The 14,780-nt window shown below is 59.1% G+C and carries 11 protein-coding genes, 2 tRNA genes and 1 rRNA gene; 11 read left to right on the top strand and 3 right to left on the bottom strand.

Features of this window, described 5'->3' with window-relative positions; all coding sequences use genetic code 11:
* Nucleotides 1–174 precede the first annotated feature (174 nt).
* A complete protein-coding gene (locus BZG29_RS00915) occupies nt 175–915 on the top strand; it encodes a GntR family transcriptional regulator (protein ID WP_077398269.1) in 741 nt (246 codons plus the stop codon).
* 2 nt (nt 916–917) lie between these two features.
* Here BZG29_RS00915 and BZG29_RS00910 read toward each other — a convergent pair whose 3' ends face one another.
* Together BZG29_RS00910 and BZG29_RS00905 are read right to left on the bottom strand one after the other, a co-directional pair.
* Nucleotides 918–2,051 (bottom strand): nuclear transport factor 2 family protein, encoded by a 1,134-nt coding sequence (locus tag BZG29_RS00910; protein ID WP_171984913.1) that lies wholly within the window; start codon nt 2,049–2,051, stop codon nt 918–920.
* 142 nt (nt 2,052–2,193) lie between these two features.
* Nucleotides 2,194–3,252, bottom strand: a complete 1,059-nt coding sequence (locus BZG29_RS00905) for a helix-turn-helix transcriptional regulator (protein WP_077398267.1) — start codon at nt 3,250–3,252, stop codon at nt 2,194–2,196.
* 228 nt (nt 3,253–3,480) lie between these two features.
* Here BZG29_RS00905 and BZG29_RS00900 point away from each other — a divergent pair, with 228 nt between their 5' ends.
* The 7 genes from BZG29_RS00900 to BZG29_RS00870 all read left to right on the top strand — a co-directional run bounded on the left by BZG29_RS00900 (nt 3,481) and on the right by BZG29_RS00870 (nt 10,945).
* On the top strand, nt 3,481–4,362 hold the full coding sequence (locus BZG29_RS00900; RefSeq protein ID WP_077398266.1) for an N-acetylmuramic acid 6-phosphate etherase: 882 nt from the start codon (nt 3,481–3,483) through the stop codon (nt 4,360–4,362).
* A 45-nt stretch (nt 4,363–4,407) separates the two neighbouring features.
* Entirely contained in the window at nt 4,408–5,706 is a 1,299-nt protein-coding gene (locus BZG29_RS00895; RefSeq protein WP_077398265.1) for an MFS transporter, read from the top strand.
* Nucleotides 5,707–5,796: 90 nt separating this feature from the next.
* Complete coding sequence (locus BZG29_RS00890; RefSeq protein ID WP_077398264.1) at nt 5,797–7,458, top strand: family 10 glycosylhydrolase; 1,662 nt, start codon at nt 5,797–5,799, stop codon at nt 7,456–7,458.
* Nucleotides 7,459–7,552: 94 nt separating this feature from the next.
* Nucleotides 7,553–8,533 carry a BadF/BadG/BcrA/BcrD ATPase family protein gene (locus BZG29_RS00885; RefSeq protein WP_253192743.1) on the top strand — a complete coding sequence of 327 codons (981 nt, stop codon included), beginning with the start codon at nt 7,553–7,555 and terminating at the stop codon, nt 8,531–8,533.
* Nucleotides 8,530–9,345 carry an N-acetylmuramoyl-L-alanine amidase gene (locus tag BZG29_RS00880; protein WP_077398262.1) on the top strand — a complete coding sequence of 272 codons (816 nt, stop codon included), beginning with the start codon at nt 8,530–8,532 and terminating at the stop codon, nt 9,343–9,345. The genes BZG29_RS00885 and BZG29_RS00880 overlap by 4 nt, the downstream gene beginning before the upstream one ends.
* Before the next feature lie 83 nt (nt 9,346–9,428).
* Nucleotides 9,429–10,331, top strand: a complete 903-nt coding sequence (locus tag BZG29_RS00875) for a LysR substrate-binding domain-containing protein (RefSeq protein WP_077398261.1) — start codon at nt 9,429–9,431, stop codon at nt 10,329–10,331.
* Nucleotides 10,331–10,945, top strand: a complete 615-nt coding sequence (locus BZG29_RS00870; RefSeq protein WP_077398260.1) for a M15 family metallopeptidase — start codon at nt 10,331–10,333, stop codon at nt 10,943–10,945. Before BZG29_RS00875 ends, BZG29_RS00870 begins: the two co-directional genes overlap by 1 nt.
* 24 nt (nt 10,946–10,969) lie before the next feature.
* Here BZG29_RS00870 and BZG29_RS00865 read toward each other — a convergent pair whose 3' ends face one another.
* The gene (locus BZG29_RS00865; protein WP_077398259.1) at nt 10,970–12,349 is read right to left on the bottom strand and encodes a sodium-dependent transporter; all 1,380 of its coding nucleotides are present in this window, start codon (nt 12,347–12,349) and stop codon (nt 10,970–10,972) included.
* Nucleotides 12,350–12,875: 526 nt separating this feature from the next.
* Between BZG29_RS00865 and BZG29_RS00860 the strand changes: the two genes are divergently transcribed.
* The 3 genes from BZG29_RS00860 (at nt 12,876) to BZG29_RS00850 (ending at nt 14,676) form a co-directional block, all read left to right on the top strand.
* Nucleotides 12,876–14,406 (top strand): 16S ribosomal RNA (locus BZG29_RS00860).
* A gap of 98 nt (nt 14,407–14,504) precedes the next feature.
* Nucleotides 14,505–14,581: transfer RNA gene (locus BZG29_RS00855), tRNA-Ile, on the top strand.
* Between the two features lie 19 nt (nt 14,582–14,600).
* Nucleotides 14,601–14,676: transfer RNA gene (locus BZG29_RS00850), tRNA-Ala, on the top strand.
* Nucleotides 14,677–14,780: the final 104 nt, after the last annotated feature.

Here is a 14,780-nt window from a genome sequence, read left to right as displayed (position 1 = left end):
TTACATGGCTAATGAAAATTGCTTATTTATCTATAATGCAAAGCTATACGTACGGTAAAACATTGTTTTTTTAAGTGTATAACCGTTATTTATGGTCATTTTCCATTTATTCATGGGTGGACGGGCTACGCGCAGGCGCCATCGCTATTACACTAGGAGGACAAGGAGAACTGTATGAGCCAGACCAGCGTAGAACTCAAGGTCGATTTAAATGACAATTCGCCTTTATATATGCAGATCGCCCGCAAGCTGAGCGATGACGTACGCAACGGCCGCTACCAGGTAGACCAGGCCCTGCCATCCGAACGTACCCTGTCCGAACTGCTCGACGTATCGCGCGTGACTGCCCGCAAGGCCATCGACCAGCTCGTCGAGCAAGGCCTCGTCGTGCGCCGCCGCGGCTCGGGCAACTATATTGCCCCGCGCATCGAGCAGCCGCTGTCGAACCTGTCGAGCTTTTCCGAGCAGCTGCAGCAGCGCGGCTACCGCCCCGGTTCGCGCTGGCTCAAGCGCGAAGTCGTCATCGCCAGCAGCGATGAACAGCTGAGCCTGGGCCTGGCGCAGAACACGAAAGTGGCGCGCCTGGAGCGCTTGCGCCTGGCCGACGACGTCGTGATGGCGTATGAAGTGAGCGTGCTGCCGTTCAGCGTGGTGCCGGACCCGGATACCATGGGCGACTCGTTGTATGAATACTTGAGCAGCATCAAGAAGGCCCCCGTGCGCGCCCTGCAGCACATCCGCGCCATGAATGCGACGGACGTGCTGGCCAAGCAGCTGGGCATCCCCGATGGCCAGGCCGTGCTGTTCATCACGCGCATCGCCTACCTGGAGTCGGGCGAAGCGGTGGAACTCACGCATTCGTATTGCCGCAGCGATCATTACGATTTTGTGGCGGAAATGCGCCGCGCTCCGTAAATCTACTGCTCGAGCAGGCGGATCATGGATTCCGCCACGCCGACGGACGATTCCCAGCTCATGCCTGTCACCAGCCGGCCGTCGACCTCGACGTGGCTCTTGCCGTTGGCGCCGTGCCTGAAGATGCCGCCATGGCCCTTGATGCTGGCTTCTGCCGAAAAGGGATAGGCCTTGTATACCGGCGATTCCTTGTTGAGATACGCATCGGGGAACGAGGTGAGCACCTTGCCCTGGATCAGGAACGTACCGTCACGCAGCTTCAGATTCTTGATGCCCTCGGTGCCATGGCAGATGGCCGCGATCACCCCGCCTTGTTGCTCGTAGATGCGCATAGCGATGTCCTGCAGCGGCTTGTTTTCCGGAATGCCGACGATGGCCGCGCCGCCGCCGACGAACGCCATGCCCGCATACTCGTCTGCCCTGACCTCGGCGACGGGCTTGGTATGAGCCAGCGCCCACATGAAATCACTGTCGTACAGATGCTTTTTGAGCAACTCGTCCGACGTGACGATCATTTCCAGGGGAATGGCGCCCCCCTCGGGACTGACGAAGTCGACCGCGTACCCTGCTTTGCGAAAGGCATCATAGGTATAGGCCAGTTCGGGAAAATTATTGCCCGCGTTAATTTTTGTGCCGGGATATTGATGCACATTTGATACGACCAGCAGCACCTTGCGTGCCTGGCGCGGGGCTGCCGGCTCGCGATCGGCCGACTTGCTGATGATCTTCCAATTGCCGGCGATCTTTTTCAACAGAAAGACATCCACATAGCGCACCCCTTGTTGGGGAATGTGGATCTCGGCCTTGGCGGTGGCCACCTTGCCGCTCACGTCCACCTTGATCAGTCGCCCGTGGCGCCCATTGAATTGCCCTATTTTCTCTTGGGAAAAGAGTTTCGCGTATTCCGGACCGCTGAGCTCCCATTCCGCATCGTTTTTGCCGTCCAGATAAAGACGGGAGGTGGCATGGAAGGCCTGGTTGATCTCGCTCTGCACGTTAAAGCTGGTGCCGTGCATATACAGGCGCACGGTTTCCCGGATGGCATTTTCGTCCTGGTCTGCGGTTGCGGCAGAGCCGACGGCGGTGATGCTCAGGAAGCAACAGGCGAGTATCGTTCGCAATAAAAACTGAATCATGGATGTACCCTGCATGTAGAACTGCGTTTATCGGAGCAACGACTATTTCAGATCGCTGGTGGTCGATAATTTATCGAAATGCAGGGGAATTGATGTCGCCGAACAGGATTTCAGACTCCGGAATGGCGATTCCGGAGCGGTTTTACGCGGAAACGGCCCTGGCCGCCGGGCTGGATTGGGCCCGGAAGCTGGCGGGAGTCTGGCCAGCCACTTTCTTGAAGGTCGAGTAGAAGGTGGAACTGGAATTGAACCCGCAGCGCTCGGCAACGCTATCCATGTTCCATTGCGGTTCGTCCGTCAATACCCGTTTCGCCTCGGCGATACGGTATTCGTTGACGTAGGTAGTGAAACTCTTGCCCAGCTTGTCATTCAATACCTGCGACACCTGCGCCTGCGTGCATCCCGCCCGCTTGGCCAGTTGGGCCAGGGTGAGGTTTGGATTCAGATAGGATTTCTGCCCGCTCATCTGTTGTTCCAGCGCGGCGAGTACGGCAAGCGCATCTTCGTGCGTCAGGCGGCTGTTCCGGTACTTTTGCTGCGGGTCGGCAGGCGTCGAGGTTTCCTTTCTCAGCAGAAAGACCATCACCGCCACATGCAGCGAGAAGGTAAATGACAAGGCGCCGACAATATACGACGTGAACGGCGTGCTCGCGTACGCCGCCAGCATGACACAGCTGCCTGCAAAGACGCTCAGCAGGAGCACGCTGCTGGTCGCCATCCGCTGTCCGTCGTGCAGCCATGCATGGCGGCTTTGCCACAGCAACTTGGCGGTTGCCAGCAGGTAGCATAGCCAGAACACATGAATGGCATGGCTCGACTGGTTCCACACAGCACGATACGCGGAATATGGAAAGGCAACGCCTATGACTATCAGCAGGAAGGACAGGCCCAGATGCCAGCGCCATTCTTGTCCAGCAGGCAATTGCGCCAGCCTGGCGATGAAAGCGCGTACATACAGATAGGTCAAGGGACCGATCAGCAGGCAGGCCGACAGGCCCAGTTGGCGGAATTCGATGGCGATCGCCGGGTTGAAGTAGAGGAAAGCGGATTTGGCGGTGCGCACCCCGACGGCAAGCAGCAATGCCCCGAGCATGCAGTCGGCGAGGCAGCGGGGCCGGCGGCTGAAAAAATAGACGGCCAGGAAAATGCCGTTGATGGCGCCAAGGGCGCTAAAAAGGAACAGCAATTGGCGAGCGATCATGGGGCGTGTCGTGGATTAGGGCGTCGAACTGAAGTATAGACATAAACGGGTCTAAAACTTGCCTCTGGGCCACTGAATGAACAAATTCAGCAACTGGTTGACCGCCGCAGCGAAGTACGCCTAGTTGCACTGGCCATAAACTCCCGTTATGCCCGCCCGCCATCCTTTCATGGTTGATCCCGCTCGTTGGTATTAAACTGGTTTCACGGTCAACCATGTTCTGAAATCATGTTGAAAACTGAAACTCCGAGCCGGCGGCATCCGGATCTGGACCTGTATCCGGTGGAGCAACTGGTGGCGGCGCTGGTCGATGACCAGTTCTGGGCCGTCGAGGCCGTCCGGCTGGCGTCACCCGACATCGCTGCCGCCATCACGGCCGCCCTGCCCCGCATCGCGGCCGGTGGGCGCCTGCTGTACGTGGGCGCGGGCACGTCGGGCCGCCTGGGCGTGCTCGACAGCGTTGAACTCAATCCCACGTTTTCCTGGCCGCCCGAGCGGGCCGTCGCCATCCTGGCCGGCGGTACGGGCGCCATGTTTACGGCCGTCGAAGGGGCGGAAGATGATTTACAGCAAGGCGAGGCGGACTTGCTGGCCCTGCAGCCGCAGAGCAATGACGTGGTGATCCTGCTGGCCGCGTCCGGCGCCACGCCGTATGTGCTGGGCGCGCTGCTGGCCGCGCGCAAGGCCGGCGCCTTGACGATAGGCATCGCCAATAATGTGGACGCCCCCGTGGCGCACGAGGCGCAATGCGGCATCGTGCTCGACACGGGCATGGAAGTCATTTCCGGCAGCACCCGGCTGAAGGCGGGCACGGCGCAAAAAATCACCCTGAACACGATTTCCAGCGCCCTGATGGTCGGTTTGCACAAAACTTACGGAAACTTGATGGTAGACTTGAAGCCGACCAACGCCAAGCTGATCTGGCGGGCCGTGCGTCTCACCATGCATGCCACGGGCGCCAGCGAAGTGCAGGCCAGGACCGTGCTGGAGCAATGCCACTATCACGTCAAGGTGGCGATTGTTGCCTTGATCAAAAAAATCAACACAAACCAGGCACAGGCATTGTTGGCCGGCGCGGACGGCAGTGTGCGGGCAGCACTGGCGGCGTGATCCGATGGCGCGGCATTCTTCTGTCTGGGAGACAAAGAAGGATGTATGGAGCTAGTGAAACAAGCCGCCCCGGCGCGCACCAATAAGCCATGGCTGTGGATCCCTTCCCTGTATTTCGGCCAGGGCATCCCCTACGTCGTGGTCATGACCTTGTCCGTGATCATGTACAAGAATTACGGCTTTTCCAATACGGATATCGCGCTGTATACCAGCTGGCTGTACTTGCCCTGGGTCATCAAGCCCCTGTGGTCGCCTTTCATCGATATGTACCGCACCAAGCGCTTCTGGATCGTCGGCCTGCAGCTGGTGATCGGCGCCGCGCTGGCGCTGGTGGCCCTGACGACGTCCCTGCCCCATTTTTTCCAGATCAGCCTGGCCATCTTCTGGCTGATGGCCTTCAGTTCCGCCACGCATGACATCGCCGCCGACGGCTTTTATATGCTGGGCCTGGAAGAGCACCAGCAGGCGGCCTTTGTCGGCGTGCGCAGCACGTTTTACCGCCTGGCGATGATCGCCGGCCAGGGCGGTCTCGTCTATCTGGCCGGCTACCTGACACATGCGACGGGCAATGTGCAGCTGGCCTGGTCGGTCGTGTTTGCCATTTTATCTGGCCTGTTCATCGCCCTCTTCCTCTACCATTACTTTGTCTTGCCGAAACCCAAGGATGACCGGCCCAGCATCCAGGACGCCGGTATTTCTCCTCTGCAAGAGTTCGTCGCCACCTTTGCTTCCTTCTTCAAGAAGAAGGATATTCTCGTCATCCTCGGCTTCTTGCTGCTGTTCCGCCTCGGCGAAGCGCAACTGTTGAAGCTGGCCGCGCCCTTCCTGCTCGACCCCGTCGCCAAGGGCGGCCTGGGCCTCAGCACGGAACAGGTGGGCCTCGTCTACGGCACCATTGGCGTGATCGCCCTGACCCTGGGCGGCTTGCTGGGCGGATTCATCATTTCCCGCTTCGGCTTGAAACGTTGCCTGTGGATCATGGTGCTGTCCGTCCACTTGCCCGACCTGGTCTTCGTCTACCTGGCCAGCGCCTTGCCCAGCAACATCTATGTGATCGCTGGTGGTATTGCGTTGGAGCAATTTGGCTATGGCTTCGGTTTCGCGTCCTATATGTTGTACATGATCATGGTCTCCGATGGCGCGCATAAAACGGCCCATTACGCCATTTGCACGGGCTTCATGGCCCTGGGCATGATGTTGCCGGGCATGGCCAGCGGCTGGATACAGCAAATGCTCGGTTACCAGCACTTCTTCATCTGGGTCTGCATCGCCACGATTCCCGCTTTCATTATGGCCGCGCTGGTCAAGATCGACCCGGAATTCGGCAAGAAGACCGAGGCCTGATTCTTTTGAACTGTGCGCCCGCAAGGATGGCGGGCGCACAGTAAAATGCTCCACCGATAGACCTGCGCTCCACCACTGCAAGGAATTGTTTTGTTGTCTACTTTTAAAAAACGCCTGGGCGCCAGCGCCGGCGTATTGGCCGCGCTGGCCACTGCCACATTGCTCAGCAGCTGTACCAGCACCAAACTGCCTTCCGCAGTGACGCCAGGCGAAGCGGGCTTGCCGGCCGTGCCGCCCGTGCAGCACATCACGGGCGAAGTGCCGCCGCCGGCGCCGCGCGAGTTCCGCGCCGCCTGGGTCTCGACGGTCGCCAATATCGACTGGCCCAGCCGCAGCAATTTGCCGGTCGCCAAGCAGCAAGCGGAAGCGCTGGCCATCCTCGACCGCGCCAAGTCCTTGAATTTGAATGCGATTGTGCTGCAGGTGCGGCCCAGCGCGGACACGATTTATCCTTCGCAGCTGGAACCGTGGTCGGAATACCTGACCGGCAAGCAAGGCCAGCCGCCGTTGCCTTTGTATGACCCGCTGGCCTTCTGGGTAGCCCAGGCGCATGCGCGCGGCCTGGAATTGCACGCCTGGTTCAACCCCTACCGGGCCCGTCACGCGACGGCCAAGTCGCCGCTGGCGCGCGACAGTTTCGCGTCCACCAACCCGGCGTCCGTCAAGCAGTACGGCCGCTACCTGTGGATGGACCCGGGCGATGCCGCCGCGTCCAAGCATACGACGGACGTGGTGCTGGACGTGGTGCGCCGCTACGATATCGATGGCGTGCACATCGACGATTACTTTTATCCATATCCGATCGACGCGCCCGGCGCCGGCGCCGGTGCGGAAACAGCCGCGCTGGACGCGGGCAATGGCGGCGCCAAGCGCGAACTGCCGTTTCCCGATGAACCTTCCTGGCAGCAATATCTGCTGGCCGGTGGCGATCTCGACCGCGCTTCCTGGCGCCGCCAGAACGTCAATCAGCTGATCGAAGCGTTATATACAGGCATCCACCGCGAAAAGAGCTGGGTGCGCTTCGGCATCAGCCCGTTCGGCATCGGCCGTCCGGATCGCCGCCCTGCCGGCATCGTCGGTTTCAGCCAGTACGACAAATTGTATGCGGATGCGGAACTGTGGCTGGCCAAGGGCTGGCTCGATTACCTGTCGCCGCAGCTGTACTGGCCCGTGGCGCAGGCGCCGCAGGCGTTTGGCGTGCTGCTCGACTATTGGCTGGCGCAAAATCCGTATGGCCGCCACGTGTGGCCGGGTTTATATACGAGCCGCATCGACAATTCCGCCAAGTCCTTCACGCCGCAAGAGATCATCAAGCAGATCGAAGTGACGCGCACGCGCCCCGGCGCGAATGGACAAGTGCATTTCAGCATGGTGCCGCTGATGCAGAACCGCAAGGGTGTCAGCGACCAGCTCAAGTCGAGCGTGTATCAAAGCCCTGCCCTGATTCCCGCCACACCATGGCTGGGCAAGGAAGCGCCCGGTACGCCCGTGCTGGCCTTGCGCCGCGATTCCACCAGCCTGAACGTCAAATTGGCGGCGGGCGGCGGCAAACCCGTGGCGCAGTACGCCGTCTGGGCCCGCTACGGCGAAGACTGGCGCTTTACCGTGGTCACGGGCGTGCAAGGCGAACTGACCCTGGTCGACGATGCCACCGGCAAAGTCAACGCGGTGGTGGTCAGCGCCGTGGACCGCCTCGGCAATGAAAGCCCCCGCATCACCGTGCGCGAACCGTTTACGGCCCCCGCCAAGTAGTTGCTGAGCGTTCATCCGTAGTCCATAACCTGCAGGCATGAAACATGCGCAAGCTTTCATGCCTGCAAGCTCCGCTTGGCCTTACACTCATGCCATGATTTTCTCCCCTGCAACCCATACTGATACTGCCGTGCTCGGGCTGGGCATCGACGCGGGCGGCACGCAGACGCGCTGGGCCCTGGCCAACGGGGACGGCGCCATCGTGGCCGACGGCGTCGTGGAAGGCTTGTCTGCCTTGCAAATGAGCAGCGATGCGGGCCGCGCAGCCGTGCACGCCACATTTTCCAGGCTGTGCCAGGCCGTGCTGGCTGTCGGCCAGCCGCGCGCCGTGGTGGCGGGCTTGACGGGTTTTGGCGGCGACGATGTAACGCTGGCGCACATGCTGGCGCAATTGCTGGCGCTGGACGCCGGCGACGTACGCTTGGGCAACGATATCGATATCGCTTATCGCGACAGTTTTGAACCCGGCGAAGGTTATCTGGTCTACGCTGGCACGGGCTCGATTGCCGCCTGGATCGATGCGGATGGCGGCTTTCACCGCGCAGGCGGGCGCGGCGTGCTGCTCGACGATGGCGGCGGCGGTTACTGGATCGCGCGCGAAGCCTTGCGCCACATCTGGCGCCGCGAAGACGAGGCGCCGGGCAGCTGGCAAGGCTCGCCTATGGCCGAGGCCGTATTTGCGCAACTGGGCGGCAGCGACTGGTCGCTGTCGCGCGCCTTCATGTATGGCCAGGACCGGGGCGCCATCGGCCGCCTGGCGCTGGCCGTGGCCGCCAGCGCGGATGCCGATCCGCTGGCGCTGGACATCTTGCAGCGCGCGGGACAGGAATTGGCGCGCTTGGCGCTGGCCCTGACGGCGCGCCATGGCCCCCGTCCCGTCGTGCTGGCGGGCCGCGCGGCGCAGTTGCACCCGGCCATCGCGGCTGCCATGCGCGCCGCTTTGCCTGTATCGTTGACGCTGGAGCAGAAAGTTGCCCGTCCACATGAAGCAGCGGCCAGGACAGCCGTCAAGACGGCTGTGCAGACACAGGCCAGCACTGAACATTTTATTAACCCGAACACGGATCTTTCATGAAAAAAATCGCCCTCGCCCTGCTGGTGGCCCTGCTCTCCGCCTGTACCACGCCCGCGCCGCACCTCGACCACAGTTTGACGGCGCGCAGCCAGAGCCCGCGCGTGAAATTCATCGTCATCCATTACACGGTCAGCGACCTGCCCCGCTCGATCAAGATCCTGACGGAACAAGTGGTCAGCAGCCATTATTTGTTGACCGACACGGACAAGCCGAAGTTTTACGTGCTGGTCGACGAATCACGCCAGGCCAATCACGCGGGTGTGAGTAACTGGAAGACTTATACACAGTTGAATGTCAGCTCGATCGGCATCGAGATCGTCAACCCAGGCTACAAGGACACGCCGGAAGGCCGCCTCTGGTATCCATTTCCGCAGGCACAGATCGATGAACTGATTCCGTTGCTCAAGGATATACAGGCCCGCTACAACATCGCGCCGGAAAATATCCTCGGCCACAACGAGATCGCCCCCCAGCGCAAGCAAGACCCGGGCCCATTGTTCCCTTGGCGCCAGCTGGCCGACGCGGGCCTGATCGTCTGGCCCGATGCCAACCGTGTCGCCGCGCAGCGCCTGATTTTTGAGCAGCAAGTGCCGGACGCCGTCTGGTTCCAGAAAAAACTGGCCCAGCACGGTTATGCGACGCCGACTACGGGCGTGTTCGACGAAGCGACGCGCAATGTGTTGATCGCTTTCCAGATGAAATACCGCAACAAGCTGTTCGATGGCACGCCCGATGGCGAGACGGCGGCCCTGCTGGAAGTGCTGACGATGCCGGCGACTGCTGTTGCAACACCTGCTGTTGCAACAAAGTAGCATGGCCGTTCCAGCCCATGACTTTTTCTTATATGCTGAACATTGACGGCCCTGGCGGCCACGGCAAGGTAAAGGAATAGCTCATGCGGTTGCGTCATATCGAAGTGTTTCACGCCATCATGCAAGTTGGCACCATCAGCGGCGCCGCCCAGGTGCTGCATATCTCGCAGCCGGCCGTCACCAAGGTCTTGCAGCATTGCGAGTTGCAACTGGGCATGCCGCTATTCGAGCGCGTGCGGGGCAAGCTGTACCCGAAACCGGAAGCGCACCGTTTGTTTGTCGAGACGGAAAAACTCAACCGCGATTTATTGGGCATCCGGCGCCTGGCGGCCAGCTTGAAGGGCCATGCGGTGGAAACCATCCGCCTGGTGTCCACGCCGACGCTCGCCATCAGCGTCTTGCCGTTCGCCATGACGGAGTGGCGGCGCGACTTTCCCCACACGCGTTGCCAGCTGGCCACCCACCACACGGGCGAGATCGTCAATACCCTGCGCCTCGGTGAAGCGGACCTGGCCGTGTCGCTGCAAGACCCGCGGCATCCGGGCATCGTGGCCGAACCGCTCGCGCATGGCGTCATGACGGTGATCGCGCCCGCCGGCACCTGGCATGCGGCCGATTGTGGCACGCCGTTGACCGCGCATGGCCTGAATGGCGAGCTGATCGGCCATGCCGACAATGATCCGCTGGGCGAACTGGTGGTGGCCGCCTGCGAGGCGCAGGACATTCACCCCGTGTTTTCCACCGTGGTGCAAACCTATCAAATTGCCCGTTCCCTGGTGGAAGCGGGCGCCGGCATGGCCGTGGTCGACCCGTTTACGGCTGCCTCCGGCTCGCCCGAGCGCCTGCAGCGCCGTCCCTGGGCACCCACGATACCGATTCAACTGTATTTATTGACGGCGAGCCACTCGCCGCTGTCGCATGGCGCGCGGCGCCTGGCCGACAGCATCGGCGTGGCGGCGCGTAACTGCCTGGAAAGAGGAATCTGATGTCTGTTGCAAGTTTGCAATTGGAAGCGGTTGGCAACGATCCGCAATTTCGCCACCTGAGCAGCATCGCCGGCATCGCCGTCGACTTGCGCTATGCCACGCCCGATAATTTCGTCGGCCGCGACTTATACAGCCCCATCGATTGCGCCTGGCTGCACCGCGATGCGGCCGCCGCCCTGGAACGGGCCGTGGCGTGGCTGGCCGAGCATCGCCCCGATCACCATTTATTGGTGCTCGACGCCTTGCGCCCGCAGCGGGTGCAGCAGCAACTGTGGGATGCGCTGCAAGGAACGGAGTTGCTCGGCTATATCGCGGAGCCGTCGCGCGGCTCGATCCACTCGTTCGGCATGGCGCTCGATATCACCATCGTCGGTTCCGACGGACAGGAACTGGATATGGGGACAGGCTTTGACGACCTGAGTGAGCGCTCGCATCCGGCGCTGGAGCTGGCCTTGCTGGAAAAGGGAGAAATTACCGAGGAGCAGGTGGCACATCGCCGATTGTTGCGCGACGCCATGTTCCAGGCGGGTTTCTTCGGCATCAACAGCGAATGGTGGCATTTCGATTGCGGCGACCGGGTGCTGGTGCGCCAGACCTACACCCGGGTACTTTAGTTACTTATTTAGTTACTTAGCTAGTTAAAAGACTTTTAATCCCTTCAGCATCACGATCAGGATCAGCACGGGCGAGACAAAGCGCAGCAGGAACAGCAGCACGTGCGCCAGGGTTTTATTTTGCAACTGGCCGTGATTGCTGATCGCCTCGATGAAATTGTGCTTGCCCCAGGCCCAGCCTGTAAACAAGGCAATCGCGATGCCGCCCACGGGCAGGAAGATATTCGACGAGACGAAGTCGAACAGATCAAACATATTCAAATTGAATAACTTGAAGTCCGCCAGGGTGCTGTTACTGAGGGCGCACACGGAGCCGAGCACGGCCAGCAGCAGCATGGTCACGATGGTGGCCTTCGTGCGCGTCCAGCCGAAGCGCTCATGGAAAATCACCACGGGCACTTCCATCAGAGACAGCATCGCCCCCGTGGCGGCAACGGCGGCCAGGATGAAGAACACCACCATCAGGGCTTGTCCCATGGGGATTTGCGAAAACACGGCGGGAATCGTGATGAACACCAGCGACGGTCCCGCACTGGGGGCGAAACCAAACGTGAACACGGCGGGGAAGATGGCGATGCCGGCCAGCATCGATACGCCGAGGTCGGCCGCCATCACGCGCAAGGTCGTGACGGGGATATTCTGGTCATCGCGGAAATAGCTGCCGTAGGTCATCATCGTGCCCATGCCGACGGACAATTTGAAGAAGGCCAGGCCCATGGCTGTCAGCACGACGGACGCCGTCAGCTTGGAAAAATCAGGGCGGAACAGAAACGCCAGGCCTTCGCCCGCTTTATCGAGCGACAGGCTGACCGCGCACAGCAGGAGCAGCAGCAGGAACAGCAGCGGCATCAGTTTCTTGGCAATCGCCTCGATGCCCTTGGTCACGCCCAGCATTAATATGCCGCCGATAAACAGCAGCACGCCCCATTGCCACAACAGCGATTGCAGGGGATTGCTGATCAGCGAGGCGAAGGCCGCTTCCGTCACCAGCTTGTCGCTGCTGAGGATGGAGCCGTCAATGGCCTTGGCGATATACGCAAACACCCAACCGACCACTTCCGAATAGAATGCGACGATCAGGAAGGCGGCGATCATGCCGATGACGCCGACCAGCCACCAGGGCTTGCCCTTGGGTGCGAGCTGTTCCATGGTGGAAATGGGGTTGACCTTGGCGCGGCGTCCCAGGGTGATTTCCGCGATCATCACGGGCAGTCCCACTAATAAGGTGGCGAGCAGATAGATGAGCAGGAAGCCGGCGCCGCCATTGGCGCCCGTCAGGTAGGGGAACTTCCAGATGTTGCCGAGACCGACTGCGGAACCGAGGGTGGCGGCGAGCACGCCGAAGCCAGTGGTAAAGCCAGCTCGTTTCAGGGTCAGGCCTGATCCTTGAGCTTGTTGTTTCATGGTGAATCTTCTATGGTTCTATATATAGACAAGCGCCGTTTGGCGCGGAGGGGGCGAAATTGTAGCAGTTGGCCGCAAATACCCCGGAAAAGCCTTGCTACTCCCGGGGCGCTTTGCTATAGTTCGCCTCCCCAATGAGACGCAGTCAAATGCGGCAATTGAGGATCACCGGAAACGGCGATGAGTAGTAAAAGAAGGAGTTGACGGACGTAGCAAATTGCTTCATACTCTTCCTTCTTCGCAGCTGACAAACACAACGCTTTGTCGATAGCGCGAAAGCAGTACCGAATACAGTTCTTTAACAATTAACAGTCGATAAGTGTGGACATTTGATGTAAGTGCAGCAGCGATCTTCGGATTGCTGTAATACTTAAAATATATCAAATGTTCACAAGAAATAATGAAATAGGATACTTCTTCGGAAGTAGCCTGTCAGTTTTTTGAGTGAGCAAATCTTTGGCAATGCCAAAGATTTGGATGGTAGCGATACTGTCCGACCTGTCAGAAATGACATTAAACAGAGATTAAACTGAAGAGTTTGATCCTGGCTCAGATTGAACGCTGGCGGCATGCCTTACACATGCAAGTCGAACGGCAGCACGGAGCTTGCTCTGGTGGCGAGTGGCGAACGGGTGAGTAATATATCGGAACGTACCCTGGAGTGGGGGATAACGTAGCGAAAGTTACGCTAATACCGCATACGATCTAAGGATGAAAGTGGGGGATCGCAAGACCTCATGCTCGTGGAGCGGCCGATATCTGATTAGCTAGTTGGTAGGGTAAAAGCCTACCAAGGCATCGATCAGTAGCTGGTCTGAGAGGACGACCAGCCACACTGGAACTGAGACACGGTCCAGACTCCTACGGGAGGCAGCAGTGGGGAATTTTGGACAATGGGCGAAAGCCTGATCCAGCAATGCCGCGTGAGTGAAGAAGGCCTTCGGGTTGTAAAGCTCTTTTGTCAGGGAAGAAACGGTGAGAGCTAATATCTCTTGCTAATGACGGTACCTGAAGAATAAGCACCGGCTAACTACGTGCCAGCAGCCGCGGTAATACGTAGGGTGCAAGCGTTAATCGGAATTACTGGGCGTAAAGCGTGCGCAGGCGGTTTTGTAAGTCTGATGTGAAATCCCCGGGCTCAACCTGGGAATTGCATTGGAGACTGCAAGGCTAGAATCTGGCAGAGGGGGGTAGAATTCCACGTGTAGCAGTGAAATGCGTAGATATGTGGAGGAACACCGATGGCGAAGGCAGCCCCCTGGGTCAAGATTGACGCTCATGCACGAAAGCGTGGGGAGCAAACAGGATTAGATACCCTGGTAGTCCACGCCCTAAACGATGTCTACTAGTTGTCGGGTCTTAATTGACTTGGTAACGCAGCTAACGCGTGAAGTAGACCGCCTGGGGAGTACGGTCGCAAGATTAAAACTCAAAGGAATTGACGGGGACCCGCACAAGCGGTGGATGATGTGGATTAATTCGATGCAACGCGAAAAACCTTACCTACCCTTGACATGGCTGGAATCCTCGAGAGATTGAGGAGTGCTCGAAAGAGAACCAGTACACAGGTGCTGCATGGCTGTCGTCAGCTCGTGTCGTGAGATGTTGGGTTAAGTCCCGCAACGAGCGCAACCCTTGTCATTAGTTGCTACGAAAGGGCACTCTAATGAGACTGCCGGTGACAAACCGGAGGAAGGTGGGGATGACGTCAAGTCCTCATGGCCCTTATGGGTAGGGCTTCACACGTCATACAATGGTACATACAGAGCGCCGCCAACCCGCGAGGGGGAGCTAATCGCAGAAAGTGTATCGTAGTCCGGATTGTAGTCTGCAACTCGACTGCATGAAGTTGGAATCGCTAGTAATCGCGGATCAGCATGTCGCGGTGAATACGTTCCCGGGTCTTGTACACACCGCCCGTCACACCATGGGAGCGGGTTTTACCAGAAGTAGGTAGCTTAACCGCAAGGAGGGCGCTTACCACGGTAGGATTCGTGACTGGGGTGAAGTCGTAACAAGGTAGCCGTATCGGAAGGTGCGGCTGGATCACCTCCTTTCTAGAGTTTGCACGAATCAGTAATGATTCACGCATCAAATGTTCACACTTATCGGCTGTTTAATTAAGAAGAAACAGTAGTCGTAGTAGCGCCGCGTTGGGGCTGTAGCTCAGCTGGTTAGAGCACCGTGTTGATAACGCGGGGGTCGTTGGTTCGAGTCCAACCAGCCCTACCAGCTAATTAGTAAAATCTCAGGGGGATTAGCTCAGCTGGGAGAGCACCTGCTTTGCAAGCAGGGGGTCGTCGGTTCGATCCCGTCATCCTCCACCAAAGTTTTACTCGAAAGTGCAAACGTAAGCCGTCAGGTTTAGGTTTGATCTTTTAGCGATCAAAGCTGTTTCGTTCTTTAACAATCTGGAAGAAGTAAAGATTAT

It is taken from the genome of Janthinobacterium sp. LM6, from assembly GCF_002002885.1.
Lineage (GTDB): Bacteria > Pseudomonadota > Gammaproteobacteria > Burkholderiales > Burkholderiaceae_D > Janthinobacterium > Janthinobacterium kumbetense.
Note: the sequence above shows the minus strand (reverse complement) of the source record. Positions and strands in the feature narration are given on the sequence as shown.

Coding starts and splice junctions, on each gene's coding strand:
- BZG29_RS00885 (WP_253192743.1), top strand. CDS start 7,553: ATGATTTTCTCCCCTGCAACCCATACTGATACTGCCGTGCTCGGGCTG.
- BZG29_RS00915 (WP_077398269.1), top strand. CDS start 175: ATGAGCCAGACCAGCGTAGAACTCAAGGTCGATTTAAATGACAATTCG.
- BZG29_RS00875 (WP_077398261.1), top strand. CDS start 9,429: ATGCGGTTGCGTCATATCGAAGTGTTTCACGCCATCATGCAAGTTGGC.
- BZG29_RS00865 (WP_077398259.1), bottom strand. CDS start 12,349: ATGAAACAACAAGCTCAAGGATCAGGCCTGACCCTGAAACGAGCTGGC.
- BZG29_RS00870 (WP_077398260.1), top strand. CDS start 10,331: ATGTCTGTTGCAAGTTTGCAATTGGAAGCGGTTGGCAACGATCCGCAA.
- BZG29_RS00895 (WP_077398265.1), top strand. CDS start 4,408: ATGGAGCTAGTGAAACAAGCCGCCCCGGCGCGCACCAATAAGCCATGG.
- BZG29_RS00880 (WP_077398262.1), top strand. CDS start 8,530: ATGAAAAAAATCGCCCTCGCCCTGCTGGTGGCCCTGCTCTCCGCCTGT.
- BZG29_RS00900 (WP_077398266.1), top strand. CDS start 3,481: ATGTTGAAAACTGAAACTCCGAGCCGGCGGCATCCGGATCTGGACCTG.
- BZG29_RS00910 (WP_171984913.1), bottom strand. CDS start 2,051: ATGATTCAGTTTTTATTGCGAACGATACTCGCCTGTTGCTTCCTGAGC.
- BZG29_RS00905 (WP_077398267.1), bottom strand. CDS start 3,252: ATGATCGCTCGCCAATTGCTGTTCCTTTTTAGCGCCCTTGGCGCCATC.